The following is an 18,869-nucleotide window of genomic DNA, read 5'->3' as shown; positions in this document are numbered from 1 at the left end:
AGTCAAAACGACCACTATCACCATGTACAGAATATCACGGTTATGATTAGTAAAACAACAAAAAAAGCCTAATTTATAAAGGATAACTCTACAAATAATAATAAAGCGTTTTCAACCAAGAACTTTCAATCTCTTTCAAATTTAGTCAAATTTTCTGTTAACTTCGAGCGTTCTCGATATAATGATAAACCACTTCCCCCCCACGTTGGGCAATTCCACGAAAATGCTTAAAATCTTCTCTATTTACAAGCACTTGACGGAAAGTTAGGAATTCTTCCTTTGAAACATGGTATTCAGAGACTTCCCCTCTTTTTAACTGATTCAATATTTCATGCACTTCTTCATTAGTCATCAGATCACCTCTAAACAAATATATTTCATCATCATACTACAGAAATTACTATTGTCCATATAATTGTCAAATTTATAAAGCGTTTTCAAAAAAACCATTGAATAATTGGCAATTTTTAGATATGGTAGTAATAATTATTAAACCGCAATTAATTGGGACTGAAAAAATTAGATATAAAACCAATTATTTCTATTAGAATTGCGGAAAAATGGATAGATAAGGAGAGAGGTTCTTTGAAAAAAGCACAAGTGGGGAATGTGATTGAATTCAGGCAGGGACTGCAGGGCATCGTTGAGAAAGTTAACGAAAACTCTGTCATTGTTGATTTAACTTATATGGATAACTACAGGGATCTTGAATTAGATCAAAGAACTGTTATTAACCATAAAAACTATACGGTAATTAAAGAAACCGCCCTTCAATAACCAAGAATGGCATCGAGGAATACACAGGGACATTAAGCGAGAGATTCATGCCCTTGCCGAACTCGGATAATTCAAAATATTTAAATTATTTTTACATCAATAAAGACAAGGAGAGCCATAAAATTGTGCTCTTTTTTCTTTTTTATTTTGGTTGTGTTAAACAAGGCTGTTGATTTCCTCTCCATCAACAGTGTCAAAATCAACCATGTACATATTTATCATCGACTTATTTTATTGAGTTAATGCTACACCGTTGTTCTTTTTCACAATCCCATTATCTGATACAATAATGGTTGTTTGTAGAAAGGAGTGGCTTGTTTGAGAAAACTGATTGCTGACCGTCGCTTACTTTTTGGTTATATATTAGCGCATCTATTCATTTTTTTCACATTTGAGCAAGAAAAGGTATTTTGGTATATATTCACAGCAACTATGCTAGTTTTAATCAGTTATTCTATCCTCGATGAGACAGAACCACGAACATCAAAACGATTCCATTTGGTTTGGGGTATTGGCTCAGGTGCATTCATTTATGGGCTTTTTTGGATTGGAAATACACTTATAGATCTGCTAAATCTCCCTTTGAGCAATCAGATTACAGCGTTATACAAATTATTTTCTCCTGAGTTAACGTGGCATTATTTGGTTCTTTTTATAATCATCGGACCCGGGGAGGAAATATTCTGGAGAGGCTTTGTCCAAAAAAGATTATTAACTTATACAAATCCATGGACAAGCATCCTATTATCTACAATTCTTTACGCATCCGTTCAAATTCATTCTGGTGAATTAGTACTCATTATAGCGGCTTTAACCGGCGGTTTCGTCTGGAGCATTTTGTATGCTTGGAAACGAAGTATCCGGCTTGTAATCATCTCCCATATTATATTTGATTTGTTATTATTTGGGCTTTTTCCTTTGCGATGAGAGAAGAAGCAATAGAGCCCTGGTCAGCTTCTAAGAAAAGGGCACGGCAGTAGCCGGCCCTTTTGGTTTATTTTTTACTATTATATCCTCGATTTGGTTTAAATGGCTTCATCCATAAAAGAACGATGAATATTAAGCTGATATTACCAAATAAAGGATATAAGTAAGAGAGTAGTGTGCTGTAATCGAATTGACTGACGAGATAACAAATAATAAAAATTCCGATGACAATCATGATACTAGGCATATTTACATATTTTTTTATCTGTCGTTCAAGTCCAAATATATTTCCAATTACTGATGTGAAAATTTCCCCATAAATTACTAAAATAAAAATCCAATAAAGTCCCGAAGCTAGACTCTTCATGATGGTAGCCATCGGTATTTCATATGACTCAAGTCCTGGAAGCATGATTAGAGTGAAATGCCCCATTAATAGAATGAGCGTTAGCGCTATTCCCCCGAGAATCCCTCCCCATTTAACCGTTTGATCATCTTTTACCTCTGCAGCGACAGGAACAAGAACAGCCTGCGCGAGTGAAAGATTAAAGGCCGTGTATGTAAATGGGGCGACTACCGATTTCCAGCCTTCCTCGGAAGCCGGAATAAAAAGGGCTTGGTCAATAAACCCCGGCAACTTAACTGAAAGGTAAAATAGAATAAAGCTAAAAACAATCATCATGGGTACAACAAATGAATTAACCGCAAACAACCCTTTTATTCCTAGGATCATGACCAAAATCGATAAACCAATTGTAATCAAGATTCCAATATTCTTTGATATTCCTAGTTGTTCCTGAAAAACCGCCCCTGCCCCAGAGAGCATGACAGCACAAACACCTAGCAGCATAAAGAGCATAATGAAATTTATAATCCGACCAATTTTTTCTCCAAATAAATACTCATTGAATTGTTCATATGAGCTTGCGCCAATCTGAGCCGCAATTCTCATAAGCTTTGACCCCATAAATATAAGTAAATATCCGCTCATTAAGATTCCAATTAATCCGACGAAGCCGAAGCGGGAAAAGAACTCTACAATTTCTCTGCCTGTTGCAAAACCGGCTCCGACCACCGTACCTACATAAACGGCTGCAATCTGAAACGCGGCTCCCCAGTTTGTCCTCACACAACTCCCTCCTTGTTTCAAATATATGAGGATAGAGACAAACCATGACAAGCTTTTTTCATAGACTGCATAATCGCCGTTGGAAAAATTTTTATAAAACAAGAATCTTGAAAGTCAAAGAAGGTCAGATTATAATAAAATCAGAAATGGTCAAATATAGTCAAAGTCAGAGGAGTATTAAACAAATTAATCCTAAGGAGGAATTTAAATGCTTTGTCAAAAATGTCAAGAGAATCAAGCAAAAATCCAGTTGAAAGTGAATCTTAATGGCAGCCAGAAGCATTTGATGCTCTGCGAGGACTGCTATACAAAAGAACGGAAAAAGCTTGGAGCCTCTTTCGGGCCATCCTTTTCTAGCTTTCCTGGTTTCTCAGGTTTCCCTAATCAGGAACTTCCAGAACTCTTCAAGTCATTATCGGGACAATCCAAGTCTGAGAACCCAATGTTTTCGGCTTCTTCCCAGCAAACCAAAACATCAGGTAGTGGGAATGGTTTCATTGATCAATTTGGCCGAAATCTTACCCAAGCAGCAAAGGCAGGTTTAATTGATCCTGTCATTGGGCGGGATGAAGAGGTCAACCGTGTGATAGAAATCCTTAACCGCCGGAATAAAAATAATCCTGTTTTAATTGGCGAACCAGGCGTCGGAAAAACGGCAGTTGCCGAAGGTTTTGCCCTAAAAATTGCCGAAAGGCAGGTACCAAACAAGCTAAAGAACAAAGAAGTCTACCTTCTCGACGTTGCTTCCCTTGTAGCGAATACTGGAATTCGTGGACAGTTCGAGGAACGTATTAAACAATTAATTTCAGAACTACAACAGAGAAAAAATATTATTTTATTCATTGATGAAATTCACTTGCTAGTTGGAGCTGGTTCTGCCGAGGGTTCTATGGATGCTGGGAATATTCTAAAACCGGCATTAGCACGTGGTGAACTTCAGGTAATCGGTGCCACTACATTAGCGGAATATCGCAAAATTGAAAAGGACCCTGCATTAGAAAGACGCTTTCAGCCAGTCCATGTTCATGAGCCTTCGTTGGAGAAGTCAATAGAAATCTTAAAAGGCATCCAATCCAAATACGAAAACTATCATAAAGTTACGTTTACGGATGAAGCCATTATTGCCTGTGTCCAACTATCCCATCGTTATATTCAAGATCGCTTTCTTCCAGATAAGGCAATTGATTTACTGGATGAAGCAGGGTCTAAGCTCAACCTTGAGGCTGGGTATACAGATAAAGAACAATTAGAAGAACGTTTGGCAGCCATTTCTAAAGAAAAAGAATCGGCATTAGCAAAAGAAGATTATGAAAAGGCAGCTACACTTCGCGATGAGGAGACTGCACTTGAAAAGGATTTAAAATCGGATGTAAATACTTCACGCCCACTTGTCACTATCGAACAAATACAACAGCTTATTGAAAAGAAAACAGGTATTCCTGTAGGAAAACTCCACTCAGAAGAGCAGGGGAAGATGAAGCACTTAGCAGATAACCTTGCAAACAAAGTAATTGGTCAAGAAGAAGCCGTTAAGAAGGTTTCAAAGGCTATTCGTCGTAGCCGCGCTGGACTTAAGTCGAAGCAACGTCCAATTGGTTCATTCCTATTTGTCGGTCCTACAGGGGTTGGTAAGACTGAATTAACCAAAACACTTGCTGAGGAGCTCTTCGGCTCTAAAGACTCAATGATTCGCCTTGATATGAGTGAATATATGGAAAAACATAGTGTTTCCAAAATTATTGGCTCACCCCCAGGGTATGTGGGTCATGATGAAGCTGGACAACTAACGGAAAAAGTACGCCGTAATCCTTACAGCATTATCTTACTGGATGAGATAGAAAAGGCACATCCAGACGTTCAGCATATGTTCCTGCAAATATTAGAAGATGGCCGCCTAACAGATAGTCAGGGTCGTACAGTAAGCTTTAAAGATACTGTAATCATTATGACAAGTAACGCGGGCGTCGGTCACAGAACGATAAAAGTTGGTTTCGGACAAAATAACGCTATCAACGAAGCTAGCATTCTTGATTCACTCGGGAACTTCTTCAAGCCAGAATTCCTAAATCGTTTTGATAGTATCATCGAATTCAAATCCCTTGAGAAAGACCACCTTCTTAAAATTGTGGACATTATGCTAGCCGAATTAACAGATTTACTGACAGAGCAGTCCCTAACACTTGAAATAGCGGGCGAGGTAAAAGAAAAACTAACCGAACTAGGTTACCATCCCGCGTTTGGTGCCCGTCCACTTAGACGTGTTATTCAGGAACAACTAGAGGATCAACTAGCGGACTACATCCTCGATGAACCAGCAACTAATGAATTAGTTGCTAAACTGCACAATGGAGAAATCATTATTACAAAGAAATAAGCAGAAACGCCCGGTTCAATGAATAAAGGCTTCGGATTCCAAATACAAAAACGAAATTAGCACACCAATTAGCAGTCCTATTCGCAACTGAATTAGACTGCTTCTTTTTTGTTGATATAATATGGGGTTTAATAAAATAAACGGGAAATCTGCCCTGAATTTCGAACCCTTTTAACATGGTGTCATAAGTTTTTGTCGGCATGAAAATTCGCATGCTAATTGTTGTACCAACTGGTGTGCTACAAATGATATTTAACTTGCTGGGGGTGGGTGAAGGTTGATGTCTGAGAGGCAGATAAATGAAGCAGCCATTCTTTCTTATCCTTAATTGAGTAAGCTCTGATTGTTTAAATAAGGGGAGTTTTCCCGTTAACCTGCAGAATAGGGCTCGGTTCGGGGGATATAAGGGGAGTTTTTCCCGTTAAGGCCAAGGAAAATGGTCTATTTTCATGTTTTTCGAGTAAATAGGGGGAATCTTTCCCTCTATTTCATCTATTTTTCGTGCTATTTCCCCAATAAGAGGAATTTCTTCCCTTATTTTAGTAGCTTATTTCCTGGCAATTCTTGAAGATTTGGAAATCGCTGAACCGGTGCTTATCTTGGGATAAAAAATGCTTGGAGCAATATGTCTCCAAGCATTTTTCTTTGCTGATGTACTTGCCAAATTGCTTTTTAATTCTAGTGCGAATTACTATACGAAAAGCAATGTTCATTCGTATTTTGTACTTCAAAACAGAACCCGTTATTCAATGAACGGGCGTTTCTTTTCAATTCTAGCGAAGATGGCTACTAGCCAATGTTCACTTTATAGTTTTTTATCCTCAACCGAGTTCAGCCATGTTTCAATCTCGCCGACAACAGACTGAACACAACCATCTTCAAATGGTGAAATCAGGTTTGCTTCTTTAACTAACTCAGTAAACGGCAGACTGCCCCCAAGCTTACATAAACTTAGATAATCTTCCCAGGCCGCTTCTCTATTCTCCCTCGTACGCTTCCAAAATTGGAAAGCACAAATCTGTGCAAGCGTATAATCAATATAATAAAAAGGGTCGTTGTAGATATGCCCTTGCCGTTGCCAGAATCCTCCCGCTTCGAGGTAACTATTACCGTCATAATCTTTATGAGGCAAATACTTTTTCTCAATTTCACGCCATTGTTGCTTTCTTTCAGCTGGCGTAGCCTCAGGATGGTCATAAACCCAGTGCTGAAATTCATCAACAGACACACCATATGGTAAGAAAAGGAGTGCATCACTTAAATGGGCAAATTTATACTTATCACTATCCTCTTTAAAGAACAACTCCATCCATGGCCATGTAAAAAACTCCATGCTCATTGAATGAATCTCACAAGCCTCATAGGTTGGCCAGTAGTATTCCGGAATATCAAAATGACGACTAGAATAGACCTGGAACGCATGCCCCGCCTCATGAGTCAATACATCGATATCACCTGAGGTACCGTTAAAGTTAGAGAAAATAAACGGTGCTTTATAATCCTCGACATATGTGCAATAACCACCGCCTGCTTTACCTGTTTTCGCAACCAAATCCATTAAGTTGTTTTCCACCATAAACGAGAAGAACCTTCCAGTCTCAGGTGATAGCTCATCATACATCTTTTGCCCATTTTCAATAATCCACTCAGGACTTCCCTTTGGCGCTGGATTCCCTGTTTGAAAATTAAACGGCTCATCATAATAAGTCAGGCGGTCGACGCCAATGCGTTTTTGCTGTCTTTCTTTCAACTGAGAGGCAATTGGAACAATATACTTCTCCACTTGCTTCCTAAAGTTTGCAACCATTTCTGCATTATAATCGGTTCTATACAACCGATTATAAGCTAGCTCAACAAAATTACCGTACCCCAATTTTAGAGCAATTTCATGACGAACCTTAACAAGTTCATCATAGATGCGATCGAACTCTGCTTCATGATTTGCAAAGAAGCCAAACCTGGCTTCTGATGCCCTCTTACGCATAGCTCGTTCTTTTGACTGTGCGAAAGGTTCGAGTTGTGCAAGAGTTCGTTCCTCACCCTCAAACTGAATTTTTGCTGACGCCACTAGCTTCGTATACTCGGATGAAAGTCTATTCTCTTTTTGAAGCAAAGGCACGATTTCCGGCTTAAAGGTTTTCAACTGTGACTCAGCAAGCGCAAATAACTGCTTTCCCCATTTTGCCTCTAGCTCATTACGAAAAGGAGAATGTAGCAAGGCCTCATAATATCTTGTAACTAGCCCTTCTACATTTGGTGCAAGTTCATCAAGATAGTCTTGTTCCGCTTTATAAAACTCATCATTCGTATCGATAGAGTGACGGATATAGCAGATATTAAACATTGTATCGACTTCATTCCGAATCCTATTTAGCTCACTCATTGCTTCACTTTGCTCGCTAACGGATTGGGAACAACTGAATTTCTCGAGCGCATTTTCAAACGCAGTACTTACCACCTCAAAATCTGGTCGTTTGTATGTATACTCTTCAAATCGCATCGAAACCCTCCACTCTTTTATCTATCCAATCAATATTTAATACTTCCCGACTGACAACCCTAATTTTTTCAGTAGGTCGATAGCTGTTTGTTTTTCTTCAGTTGAAAGAACATCCATTAGCTCATTGATTCGCTGACTGTGCTCAGGGAAAATTTCCTCAATTAAAGCCTTCCCTTCATCAGTGATTTGCGCATATGTGACTCTTCGATCCTTCGGACAACCGTTTCTCCTTAGATACCCCTTTTGTTCAAGTTTATCAACGACATAGGTGATGCTACCACTAGCCAAAAGAATCTTCCCACCTATTTGTTGTAAGGGTTGGTCACCTTTATGATACAGTAGCTCCATGACAGCAAATTCAGTTGGGTTTAACCCTCTTTGTTGAATAACCTTATTTACTTCCTCGTTCAATGCACGATAGGCTCTAGATAGTACTATAAACAGCTTCAATGATTGATTTATTTGTTCATCTTTCATGATTTATTCAGTCCTTTATCACTATTGATACTTAATTATAAACGAAAATACAGGTTTTAACAGCAATTCTATTTTTATGAGTTTTAATTAATAGCTCTGCTAAACGTAGGTATTGATTTCCACTACAATTAACTTTTAATAAATCCATGGTGGAATTTAGCTTTTTCTAATTAATAAAATTCGAATGATTTTATCAATCCAACTCCACTCTTAGCTTGAATTTTGGTAAGATAACATATGTATCTAAATTTTGAATAAAGAAGGCGATTGTATTGAACCAAAGCGCTGCAGTTGTCCAGACAACCCCAAAGCAGGAAGAGACAACAGCCTACAAAATATTATTTATTATTGGCCTATGTCATTTACTAAATGACTCCATTCAATCCGTAATACCAGCGATGTTTCCGGTTCTTGAAAAATCGATGGGGCTGTCCTTTACCCAATTAGGCCTCATAGCCTTTTCTTTAAATATCGTCTCTTCTATTATGCAACCAGTTATAGGGATGGTTGCGGACAAAAAGTCCTTACCCTTTGCCCTTCCGATTGGACTGACCTTTACATTGATTGGGATTCTAGGATTAGCCTTTGCACCAAGGTACGAATTGATTATCATTTCAGTACTACTAATCGGTCTAGGGTCTGCTATCTTCCATCCTGAGGGCTCTCGTGTTGCCTATATGGCTGCGGGATCACGCAGAGGACTTGCTCAGTCCATTTATCAGGTTGGCGGGAATTCTGGGCAAGCACTTGCTCCGCTCATTACCGCGCTTATCCTGGTTCCTCTTGGACAAAGAGGGGCAGCTTTGTTCGCCATTGTGGCTGCACTTGCTGTAGGGCTATTAATTTATATTGCAAACTGGTATTCTAAAAAGCTTCAAGACTCCAAAACTCAAACAAAAGTCAAAAGAGCCGTTAAACCGCTAGACAATCGAGTTTCTAGATCTATTAAGTCAGCCTTAATTTTAGTCTTATTTTTAATTTTCGCTAGATCTTGGTATACGTCAGGTATAACAAATTATTATGCTTTTTATGCGATTGAAAAATATGCTTTGTCTATTAAAGAATCGCAAATGTTTTTATTTGCATTCCTGGTTTTTGGTGCACTTGGAACATTTTTTGGCGGTCCACTTGCCGACCGCTTCGGGAAAAAAAATATCATCTTTTTTTCCATGCTAGGAGCGGCACCTCTTTCTGCTTTCATTCCTTTTGTCCCTAGTATTGCAGCTTTTATTATGCTTTCAGTCGCAGGTTTTATCTTGATGTTAAGCTTCTCGGTAACCGTTGTTTACGCTCAAGAACTTATTCCAGGAAAAATTGGTACGATGGCCGGATTAACTGTCGGCTTTGCGTTTGGGATGGGGGCTGTTGGATCAATAGGTTTAGGTTATTTGGCAGATTTAATCGGATTAACTCAGACTATTATGCTCACAGGTTTTCTCCCGTTATTAGGGTTATTGACCCTATTCTTGCCATCTGATAAAACTCTTACATCTTGGCATCAGTAGACGAGGAATCAATAAAAAGGAGAGACAATCGTCTCTCCTTATTTAAATCCTATTAAATTTTACTTATTCTTTCTAAAAGCTCTTGTTTTTCTTCGTCCTTGAGCATTCTTTCAGCCATCGGGAACAAAACATTTTCTTCTTTAGAAAAATGATCCACTAATGTATAATTGGCCTCTTTAACCAGTGCAACGTCCTGCTTCATTTTCTCTTCCGTATAGCCTTCTAAACCATTTTCAGTGTTTTTGAGGAATGTACCGATAAGGGATTTTGCTCGATCATGCTCATATTCCATAACAGCAATAGGACCAGCTTCTCTTCCGATATAGGCTGCCATCATTTCAAACAATACGCCTTCTTCTCTTTCTGAATGTGGAGCTAGTTCATCAAAAAATTCAATAACAGAAGGTCGGAGCATAGCAAAGCTTTCACTTGCATTCTCCCCATTTTCTACTTTAAGGCAAAGCCCCAATAATTCATCAAGTTTCTTTAATAATGGAGGATGCTCACTTTTTAATTGCTGTAGCCCCTCACTTAATTGTACTGGTGTATTCCCTAGCATTGAACTCATACAAGCTTCCATTTTCCCTGCCCCTTTTCACTTTAAGTATAGTTAGAGTATAGTAGCTTAGATACCTATACGTAGTGACCTTTATCACAGGATGATGGTTTGCTCATATTGATTCACAAATCTTTAACAAACTCCCCAACTTCATCACGATTTCCAATTAAAGGGTTTTAGTGCATGGTCTGTACTAGACCATTCTTAGGCAAGTCGAAAGATGACTCCGTGCCCTCCTTTTGGGTATTCCCACTTAATGTTATCATGTGGACAGGCAATTCTACAGCTTCCACATTCATGACACCCCTCATATCCAACCTGCATTCTTGTTCCTTCCCATTTATACACTTCTCCTGGACAAAAAAGCGTACATAGCTTATCTTCACATTTAGTATTACATATATCATGATTGATGATTGTGAGGTGGGATTTTGTGTCGCACTTAAACCGAACGAGATACTGTTTTTCTTCAATCGTTTTCGTAGACATTATTTCACCGCCTTCCACGCTCGATAAAGGTCTTGTAGCACTTTGATGCTCCCCTTTTCTTTCGTAATGCTCCGCATGATTTCCTTTTGCTTCTCTCGTTTAGGTGTCCCATCAACCGTAAAGAACTTACTTGCAGCTCGATTCATCATCGGCACATAATCATTAAAGTACTGAGGATGTTTCTCGAAGGTATGGGCGGCATCTTTGTATTTCTCTAAATCCTTGATAATAAAGCTTTCATAAAGGGCCTCACGGTATCGATTGAGGCTTGATTCACTGAAGTTCCCTTCTGCATTGGCCAGAATAATTGTTTCTGCAGCCATCTTGCCCGATGCCATTGCCATATTGGAACCTTCTCTGTGTATCGCGTTAACGAGTTGAGCCGCATCTCCAATTGCCACAACGCCATTACCCGCTACTTTAGGTACAGATCGATATCCTCCCTCGGGAATTAAATGTGCTAGATACTCAGACGATTCTCCTCCTTCAAGATACGGCTTTACCATAGGGTGAGTTTTTAAATAATCAAGGAGCTCATAAGGTTTAAGTTTTGCTTTTGTCATACTAGAAAGTGTCGTACCTACGCCTATATTCAAACTTTCTTTATTTGTATAAAGGAAGGCCGTTCCTAGATTTCCCTTGGTCGAATCACCGAAAATTTCAATGGTACAGCCCTGGTTTTCACTTAGATTAAACCGGTCATTGATTTTATCCTTTGGCAAGTTTATTACTTCCATGACAGTCAAGGCGACCTCATCGGGACGAAACTCCTTATGGAACCCTAATTGTTTTCCCAAGAGAGAATTGACCCCATCCGCAAGTACAACCACGTTCGCAAATAACTCTCCGTCTGGTCGGTCTGTTCTTACTCCGATTACTTTTCCATTCTCCACAATACATTCCTTAACCACCGTCTCATTAATAAGCAGAGCGCCTGCCTCAACCGCTTTTTTGGCAAACCACTGGTCAAACTGTGCTCTTAAGACGGTAAAATTGTTATAAGGCTCTTCCCCCCACTCAAGACCCTTATAACCAAACTGAATAACTGACTCCTTATCCATCATCCAGAACCGCTGTTCAATAACAGGTCGTTCCAGTGGTGCCTCCTTCCAGAATTCCGGAATAATATCTTCTAGTTGTTTCCTGTATAGGACACCGCCCATCACGTTCTTACTCCCTGGGTATTCTCCCCTTTCGATTAACAGGACATTAAGCCCCTTCTTCGCACATACATAAGCACAAGCCGTTCCAGCAGGTCCAGCACCCACTACGATGACATCAAACTTTTCAGACATAGCTCAAGTCCCCCCCTTTTTGCTCGCTCATCGTTTTAAATTGTTCTATCAATTTCGGAATGACTTCATGCGCATCCCCAACTATCCCGTATGTAGCCACATCAAAAATGGGTGCGTTAGAATCCTTATTAATCGCAATAATGATTTCCGAATTCTTCATCCCTACTACATGTTGAATAGCACCAGAGATTCCGATAGCAAAATAAACCTTAGGAGTCACGGTTTCTCCTGTTTGACCAATTTGTAGTTCATGGGGTAGCCATCCTGCCTCAATTGCATCTCGAGTCCCACCAACACTTGCACCAATCGTTTCTGCTAGCTCATGGATTAACTGAAAACCGTGCATATCGCCAAGGCCTTTCCCACCTGCGACAATCACGTGAGCATCAGATAGATTTGCTCTTTTTGTTACATCCTTCACAACCTCGAGCACTTTTGTCCGCATATCCTCTTCTCGTATGATGAGTTCTTCCTCAATGATTTGACCAATTCTACTATAATCGAGATCTAATGCTTTCATTACCTTCGGTCGTACGGTTGCCATTTGTGGACGATGTTTTTTACACAGAATGGTGGCCATAATATTTCCACCAAAAGCAGGTCTGCTCGCCTCCAATAACCTCTTCTCAAGATCAATATCAAGCATAGTTGTATCGGCAGTCAGCCCGGTGCTCAAGTCCGTTGCAATGGCACTTGCAAGGTCTTTGCCATTCGGTGTTGCCCCGTATAGGAAAATCTCGGGTTTATACTTTTCTGCGAGCAAAGTGACTGCTTTCATATACGCTTCGGTTCTGTATTGTTTCAAAACTGGATGGTCAACCATATAAACAATGTCCGCACCAGAATAAATAACATGGTTTGCAAGACCACTAATCTCATCTCCGAGCAGAACACCAGCAAGTGGAACATTCAACTTATCGGCCAGTTCCCGCCCTGCACCTAATAATTCTAATGAAACGCCTTCTATATTTTTTTCATCATTTACTTCAATAAATACCCAAACTCCACGATAATCTTCCATGCCTTACCCTCCTCCTCCCAACGCTCTTTTACAAGTTTTTAAGGCTGAAATTAAAAAGACTTTTCTTCTCCGATAATAGACTAACTAGTTCTTTTACTTGTTCATCCGTATTTCCCTCCAACCGCTTCCCACCTTCAGGTTTGGGTGGGGCAAACATCTTGCCTACAATTGTTGGAGAGCCCTTTAATCCCAACTGAGTTTTATCAACATCATGTAGGTCATTCACCGACCAAATGACCGGCTCATACCGGGCTGCCCGAATCATATTTGGCATCGGAGCATATTCAATCTCATTTACCTCTTTTTCAACTGTCAGTAAGCAAGGGAGTCCTGCTTCAATTACTTGGTAACCATCCATTTGTTTTCTCTTTACTACCACTTTTTTTTCTCTGTCGTTTACTTCTATGACTTCTATTACGTTGGTAACGGGAGGAATATCAAGACGTCTAGCAATTCCTGGGCCTACTTGACCAGTATCACCATCAATTGCATGCTTGCCACAAACAACCATATCAATTGGGGTTTCTAGTTTAATTTTTTCAAGTGCTTTTGAAAGGGCATAACTTGTTGCTAGTGTATCCGCACCTGCAAATGCTCGGTCAGAAATCAAATATCCTCTATCCGCTCCAATTTCGATGCTTTTTTTAATAATCGCTACTGCCTGCGGTGGCCCCATCGATAAAACCGATATCGTTCCACCTACCTTGTTTCTGATTCTAACTGCCTCTTGTACAGCATGAGCATCATAAGGATTCAGAATGGCTGGAGCACTACGCCGGTCCAAGGTATTCGTTTTGGGATTGATTTTAATAATTTTCGTGTCAGGTACTTGTTTGATACAGACAACAATATGCATAAACACTATTCCCCCTTTATAATGAAAGCGTTTACTAAAGGTAATAAAAAAAATGCAAATACGATTAAGAAAATCGTTTAACATACCAAACCAACATTCCAATATAAAATAACCTAAAAAATTCTACTAAGTTAAGAATATAAAAAATATTTGAATTTAATCTATGATAAAAATCACTCTTTTCCATTTTTATTGGTTTAGCTTTCATTGTTTGTGGGTAAATAAAAATAAACCACTGATAGGATAATCAGTGGTCATCGAAAAAAGAATATACTATTACGAAACAACTTACGAATCAAAGCTACCTGCTGCTTTTTGTGGTTTATGAAAAAACCATAAAAAGTTACGAAACTGAATCTTATCCTTCGCTTTATTCGTAAGTGGTGCTTGCATCGAGATTTGGTATTCATAAATTAATTTATCTAGTTCTTGACTACAGCTAATGGTCTCCATGCTATTAAATCCTGTTTGCTGTGCACAAGCAAACATCTCTTCTTTTTTTGTTTGAATCTGCACAAGTAAAGGATTATTGTTCTCCCGCACTTCCCATTCCCCCTAATCCGATCCCTTTCCCTTCACTCTATTAATAGAATGATCTGGTTACTAAAGCAGTATTACAGATATTTAATTTAATGTAAATAGATTCGCAAAATTAGACATTTTTCTTAAATAATAATTCCCCTTCGACACTTTTCAGAAATGAAAAATCTAGCAATCTGACAAAATCACCTACGTCTACGCAATGGTTGTTTTTTGGAAACAAATACATATTTCGTTAATAAAGCGCTTTCATTCTTGGGTATTATCTAAAAAAAATAAATCCACAAGGGATTTATGCTTTTCGCTTATCAGCTTTAAATGGAGCACCTTCGAGGGTAAGCAAGCGATCTTTTATTTCTGTCCGTGTACCAGCGTATCCTGTGAGGGTTTGATTCTTACCAATTACTCGATGACAAGGAACGATAATTGGTAGCTTATTAGCCTTATTTGCCTGTCCTATTGCCCTAACGGCTTTGGGTCTTCCAACTGCTTGAGCAATCTCCTGGTAACTCTTTGTCTTCCCATACGGGATTTCTTCAAGTTTCTTCCACACATCTACCTGAAAGACAGTACCGTCCCGCTCTAGAGGAAGGTTAAAGGTCGTTCTATCACCAGCAAAGTATTCCTTGACCTGTTTCACACTCTCAGTCAATAATGGGTCTTCCATTTCTTTACGTGTAAGCGAAATGTCTTCATTTGTATGAAAATCCTCTTCCCCTATATGGACGGCTGAAAGCCTTTGGTTCTCAGCAACGATAAAAAGCTTTCCAATTTCGGTTTCTACTACTGTATAAATCCGCATAGACCTCATTCCCTTCTTTATTAATATACGTGATAAAAAAGAAGAAGCAAAGGGGAATCATCCCTTTGCTTCTTTTGTATTCTACAGGTATGGGCTCTCATGCTTTGCTTTCAAACGCTGCCATCTACGTTCAACTTCTTCTTCAAACCCAATCAATAGGTCTTTATTTTCTTCTTTTAATAAATGCTTTGTTTTGCCCATCCATTTTAGCCAGTCAGAAAGTGGAATTTTCTTCTTCTTCGCTTCTGGGTCATAGGTAATGATCGTTTCACCTTGTTCTACTTCATAAAGCGGGAAGAAGTTTGAATTTACAGCCGCCTCAATAATGGTTTGTCCAAAGCGATCCTCGGACTTCCAGTTAAGCGGACAGGTGATAAGAATTTTCCCATAAACCATGCCAACATTTTGAGCATACCACTGAGCTTTCGCTGCTTTTTTAACAAGATCTTGAGGGAAAGCTTCCGTTCCAGTAAATACATAGGGAATGTTAGTTGACGCCATTATTTGAGCAGTATCTTTATGATGGTAGGCTTTTCCCTTTTGTGTCTTGCCAACATTTGTTGTACTTGTCATATGGCCAAGAGGAGTAGAATAAGACATTTGTGAGCCGGTATTCATATAGCCCTCGTTGTCGTACTCAAGGATAATTATGTTATGATTGCGCAAGGCGGTACCAATCGCAGAGCCCATTCCAATATCCATACCACCATCGCCTGTGATCATAACAAAGGTTGCATCACTTGCGACATCGATTTCTCCACGGCGTTTTAGTTCCATGAAAGCTTCAACAGTCCCAGACAAGGTTGCCGCTCCATTTTGGAAAAGATTATGGATCATCGTTTGTTTATGAGATGTATATGGATAAGCTGTCGTTGTCACATACGCGCATCCTGTTTGGTAAAGGACAACGATGTCGCCTTCAATTCCTTTAAAGAATGTTTCTAGCCCGCCAAAAATACCACAACCAGGACAAGCTCCGTGTCCAGAAGCAATCCTTTTTGGCTTAGATGTCAAAGCTCTTAACGGTGGAATTTTCACCTTTAGCTTATTGGTTTCCTCATTCATCGAAACTTGAATTAAACCAGAGTTAAACACATCACCGTGTTGCGGTTCGATAACAGGCTTCAGAATTTTTTCTGGACTTCCAGGAACATGACCATAATAATCGAATGGCTTTTCTGCATAGCCCTTTTCCATGGCCTCAATCGTCATATTAAAGAAGGCTTCTGCATCATCTGCATAAAAATCCTTCCCACCAAGTCCAAATACACGACTTAAAACGATGGTTTGGTTGAACTTATCTTCTTTAAGAGCAGCTTTCACTTCGTTCGTTAAATTAGGGCCATGACCGCCATAAGAATCTGCACGTTCACCAACAAGCAACACTTTGACGTTTTTAAGTGCTTCTCTAATTTCAGCAGCTGGGAAAGGACGGATGATATTGGGACTAATCACTCCAGCCTTAACTCCTTGAGAACGAAGTTTATCGACAACATCTTTCGCAGATTCTGCTGCGGAATTCAAGAGAAAGAGCGCAACTTCAGCATCCTCCATTTTATATAAATCTAGGATGCTATATTCTCTACCAGAAAGCATTGCGTATTCAGCTGCAACCTGTTTATAAACATCCGCTGCTTTGTACATTGCTTCTGATTGTTGGAAATGATTATTGATTAAATCATCCCCATTCATATGGGCCCCAATCGTTACTGGCTTTTTCGGATCCCTAGCAAAGTGATAATCAACAGGGCATTCACCAACGAATTGTTGTACAATTTCTCGATCCTTAAAATAATCAACTTTCCGCTTTTGGTGAGAAGTAAAGAACCCATCATATGCCACCATGACTGGCAACCGCACATCCGAATGTTCCGCAATTTTCAGTGCCATGATATTCATATCGTAAACAGCTTGAGGAGTTCTCGCCGTTAGAATCACCCAACCTGTGTTCAAGGCAAAATACAAGTCCGAGTGATCTCCACGAATGTCGAGTGGACCAGAAATCGCCCTTGTTACAAGGTTCATGACCATTGGAAAACGGGTTCCAGATTGAACCGGCAACTGCTCTAACATGTACATCAAACCATTTGCACTGGTTGCATTAAAGACTCGTGCACCTGTTGCCGCTGCACCATAGCATATTCCAGCGGATCCGTGTTCACCATCCGCTGGAATCAACTTGATATCATGTTCGCCTCTAGCTTTCATTTGGTCCAAATATTGGGCCACTTCAGTGGATGGGGTAATTGGAAAATAACCCATTAAATGATAGTTAATTTGAGCAGCAGCCATCGCAGCCATTTCGTTCCCTGATTCAAAGGTAGAGACTTGCTTGGCCGAGTCGGTTGCTTGTAAAGTTTCTTCAAGTATCGCCATTACGAAAGTCCTCCTGTCACTAATGGAAAGGTATGTTTCACTTGATGAGAATCTGCGTAACCAATTGTCTCACGCAAGTCGCTTAATGCTGTCGTTGGACAAGCTTCCACACATTTCAAACAACCTTTACAGTATTGATAATCAATTCCCTGTAAAAACATTTGCTTCCGGCCACGCTTGTCTTCTCCTTCTTTCCAAACAAAGCAATAGTCTGGACATGCCGTATCACAGGCTGCACAATGTATGCATTCTTCCTTTACAAACTTAGGAAGAAATCCTTGCCTTGAGCCACTTAGATCTTTTTCAATGCTATTTGCTTGGGCGATTAACACACCACCTAGTTCCTGTGTTTTAAACCCTAGTTGAGGCAGTGGTCGAGAAAATCCCAGGCCACTTGCGTCCTCTTCCATTTCATAGGTTTTAAACTGCACAGAATGGTAGCCGCGTTCAAAAGTTCGTATATTCGGTTCAACTAAATGAGGATATTTCTTTTCAAAAGTTCGTTTAATCACGTTTTTCATTGCCTCAGGGTCAAGGAAATCACAAACCCTAAAGAGAGCACCGAGCATAGCTGTATTAACCTTTGTTTTCTCCTCAACGGCAATTCCTAATGCATCAACCGTCGCGAGGGTTCCATATTTAATGTTTAAATCGGCTCTAATTTCATCAAAACTTCTCGTTGAGTTAACAAGAAGAATGCCATCAGGTCCAAGTCCGCTAGCTACATCCACCATTTTATATAAGGCTTCATGAAAGATTCCAATGACATGGGGCTCCTCGATCGGACTATGTACACGTATTTCTGTTTCTGGGTCACAAAAGCGGATAAAACTTTTAACCGGGGATCCCTTTTTCTCTGATCCATAGGAAGCAAAGTTAGAAGCATTCAAACCTAGTCCAAACACGCCTGCTTCAGCAAGCATCTTTCCAGCAAGGTTGGCTCCTAATCCTCCAATTGATTCCAGCCTAATCTCATAAAATCCTAATTCATTCTTTTTCGGTAAGATAGACATACTTTCCCCCCTGTACTTGATATGTAAAGGATTTCAAACACTTCCTTTATTTTATGCTTGTTGGAAAAGTTTCGCTGTGATATATATCATAGTATCGAAATTTTACTAGTACAGTTTTATAAAAGAGTTGATTTCCCTATCTTACCAAGGTAAAACTGTTATAAAAAAAATTATATAACAGAAATACCCCTTTTATATAACAGGAATAAGTAATCAATATAAAATTTAT

17 protein-coding genes are annotated in these 18,869 nt (G+C 39.5%); 4 read left to right on the top strand and 13 right to left on the bottom strand.

Translation table 11 applies throughout. The annotated features are described in order from the left end of the window. Positions 1–157 precede the first annotated feature (157 nt). Positions 158–352: a hypothetical protein gene (locus tag LG336_RS04255; protein WP_404331318.1), complete on the bottom strand. Its 195-nt coding sequence runs from the start codon at positions 350–352 to the stop codon at positions 158–160. Between the two features lie 233 nt (positions 353–585). Between LG336_RS04255 and LG336_RS04250 the strand changes: the two genes are divergently transcribed. Both LG336_RS04250 and LG336_RS04245 read left to right on the top strand, forming a co-directional pair. Next, on the top strand, positions 586–777 hold the full coding sequence (locus LG336_RS04250) for a YkvS family protein (RefSeq protein WP_404331317.1): 192 nt from the start codon (positions 586–588) through the stop codon (positions 775–777). Between the two features lie 318 nt (positions 778–1,095). Further along, positions 1,096–1,704, top strand: a complete 609-nt coding sequence (locus LG336_RS04245) for a lysostaphin resistance A-like protein (protein WP_404331316.1) — start codon at positions 1,096–1,098, stop codon at positions 1,702–1,704. A 67-nt stretch (positions 1,705–1,771) separates the two neighbouring features. On the opposite strand, the gene LG336_RS04240 is transcribed toward LG336_RS04245, so the two are convergent. Next, entirely contained in the window at positions 1,772–2,833 is a 1,062-nt protein-coding gene (locus tag LG336_RS04240; RefSeq protein ID WP_404331315.1) for a GerAB/ArcD/ProY family transporter, read from the bottom strand. 208 nt (positions 2,834–3,041) lie between these two features. Between LG336_RS04240 and LG336_RS04235 the strand changes: the two genes are divergently transcribed. Further along, positions 3,042–5,207 carry an AAA family ATPase gene (locus LG336_RS04235; RefSeq protein ID WP_404331314.1) on the top strand — a complete coding sequence of 722 codons (2,166 nt, stop codon included), beginning with the start codon at positions 3,042–3,044 and terminating at the stop codon, positions 5,205–5,207. An 805-nt stretch (positions 5,208–6,012) separates the two neighbouring features. Here LG336_RS04235 and LG336_RS04230 read toward each other — a convergent pair. Both LG336_RS04230 and LG336_RS04225 read right to left on the bottom strand, forming a co-directional pair. Continuing rightward, on the bottom strand, positions 6,013–7,707 hold the full coding sequence (locus LG336_RS04230; RefSeq protein ID WP_404331313.1) for a M3 family oligoendopeptidase: 1,695 nt from the start codon (positions 7,705–7,707) through the stop codon (positions 6,013–6,015). 36 nt (positions 7,708–7,743) lie between these two features. Then, complete coding sequence (locus LG336_RS04225) at positions 7,744–8,184, bottom strand: MarR family winged helix-turn-helix transcriptional regulator (protein ID WP_404331312.1); 441 nt, start codon at positions 8,182–8,184, stop codon at positions 7,744–7,746. A 272-nt stretch (positions 8,185–8,456) separates the two neighbouring features. On the opposite strand from LG336_RS04225, the gene LG336_RS04220 reads away from it, so the two are divergent. Next, a complete protein-coding gene (locus LG336_RS04220; RefSeq protein WP_404331311.1) occupies positions 8,457–9,689 on the top strand; it encodes an MFS transporter in 1,233 nt (410 codons plus the stop codon). Between the two features lie 52 nt (positions 9,690–9,741). Here the strand turns inward: LG336_RS04220 and LG336_RS04215 are convergent, their stop codons facing one another. The 9 genes from LG336_RS04215 to LG336_RS04175 form a co-directional block, all read right to left on the bottom strand. Continuing rightward, complete coding sequence (locus LG336_RS04215) at positions 9,742–10,269, bottom strand: hemerythrin domain-containing protein (protein ID WP_404331310.1); 528 nt, start codon at positions 10,267–10,269, stop codon at positions 9,742–9,744. Positions 10,270–10,452: 183 nt separating this feature from the next. Further along, the gene (locus LG336_RS04210; RefSeq protein ID WP_404331309.1) at positions 10,453–10,737 is read right to left on the bottom strand and encodes a ferredoxin family protein; all 285 of its coding nucleotides are present in this window, start codon (positions 10,735–10,737) and stop codon (positions 10,453–10,455) included. Next, positions 10,737–12,032 carry an FAD-dependent oxidoreductase gene (locus LG336_RS04205; RefSeq protein ID WP_404331308.1) on the bottom strand — a complete coding sequence of 432 codons (1,296 nt, stop codon included), beginning with the start codon at positions 12,030–12,032 and terminating at the stop codon, positions 10,737–10,739. Before LG336_RS04205 ends, LG336_RS04210 begins: the two co-directional genes overlap by 1 nt. Then, positions 12,025–13,053 carry an electron transfer flavoprotein subunit alpha/FixB family protein gene (locus LG336_RS04200; protein WP_404331307.1) on the bottom strand — a complete coding sequence of 343 codons (1,029 nt, stop codon included), beginning with the start codon at positions 13,051–13,053 and terminating at the stop codon, positions 12,025–12,027. The genes LG336_RS04205 and LG336_RS04200 overlap by 8 nt, the downstream gene beginning before the upstream one ends. Positions 13,054–13,081: 28 nt before the next feature. After that, on the bottom strand, positions 13,082–13,909 hold the full coding sequence (locus LG336_RS04195) for an electron transfer flavoprotein subunit beta/FixA family protein (protein ID WP_404331306.1): 828 nt from the start codon (positions 13,907–13,909) through the stop codon (positions 13,082–13,084). A gap of 288 nt (positions 13,910–14,197) precedes the next feature. Next, positions 14,198–14,452: an aspartyl-phosphate phosphatase Spo0E family protein gene (locus LG336_RS04190; protein ID WP_404331305.1), complete on the bottom strand. Its 255-nt coding sequence runs from the start codon at positions 14,450–14,452 to the stop codon at positions 14,198–14,200. 289 nt (positions 14,453–14,741) lie between these two features. Beyond that, the gene (locus LG336_RS04185; RefSeq protein ID WP_404331304.1) at positions 14,742–15,251 is read right to left on the bottom strand and encodes a methylated-DNA--[protein]-cysteine S-methyltransferase; all 510 of its coding nucleotides are present in this window, start codon (positions 15,249–15,251) and stop codon (positions 14,742–14,744) included. A gap of 81 nt (positions 15,252–15,332) precedes the next feature. Further along, on the bottom strand, positions 15,333–17,627 hold the full coding sequence (locus tag LG336_RS04180) for a thiamine pyrophosphate-dependent enzyme (RefSeq protein ID WP_404331303.1): 2,295 nt from the start codon (positions 17,625–17,627) through the stop codon (positions 15,333–15,335). Then, positions 17,627–18,640 (bottom strand): 2-oxoacid:acceptor oxidoreductase family protein, encoded by a 1,014-nt coding sequence (locus LG336_RS04175; protein ID WP_404331302.1) that lies wholly within the window; start codon positions 18,638–18,640, stop codon positions 17,627–17,629. Before LG336_RS04175 ends, LG336_RS04180 begins: the two co-directional genes overlap by 1 nt. Between the last annotated feature and the right edge of the window lie 229 nt (positions 18,641–18,869).

The sequence above is a fragment of the Mesobacillus maritimus genome (assembly GCF_044803185.1).
Lineage (GTDB): Bacteria > Bacillota > Bacilli > Bacillales > Cytobacillaceae > Mesobacillus_B > Mesobacillus_B maritimus_B.
Note: the sequence above shows the minus strand (reverse complement) of the source record. Positions and strands in the feature narration are given on the sequence as shown.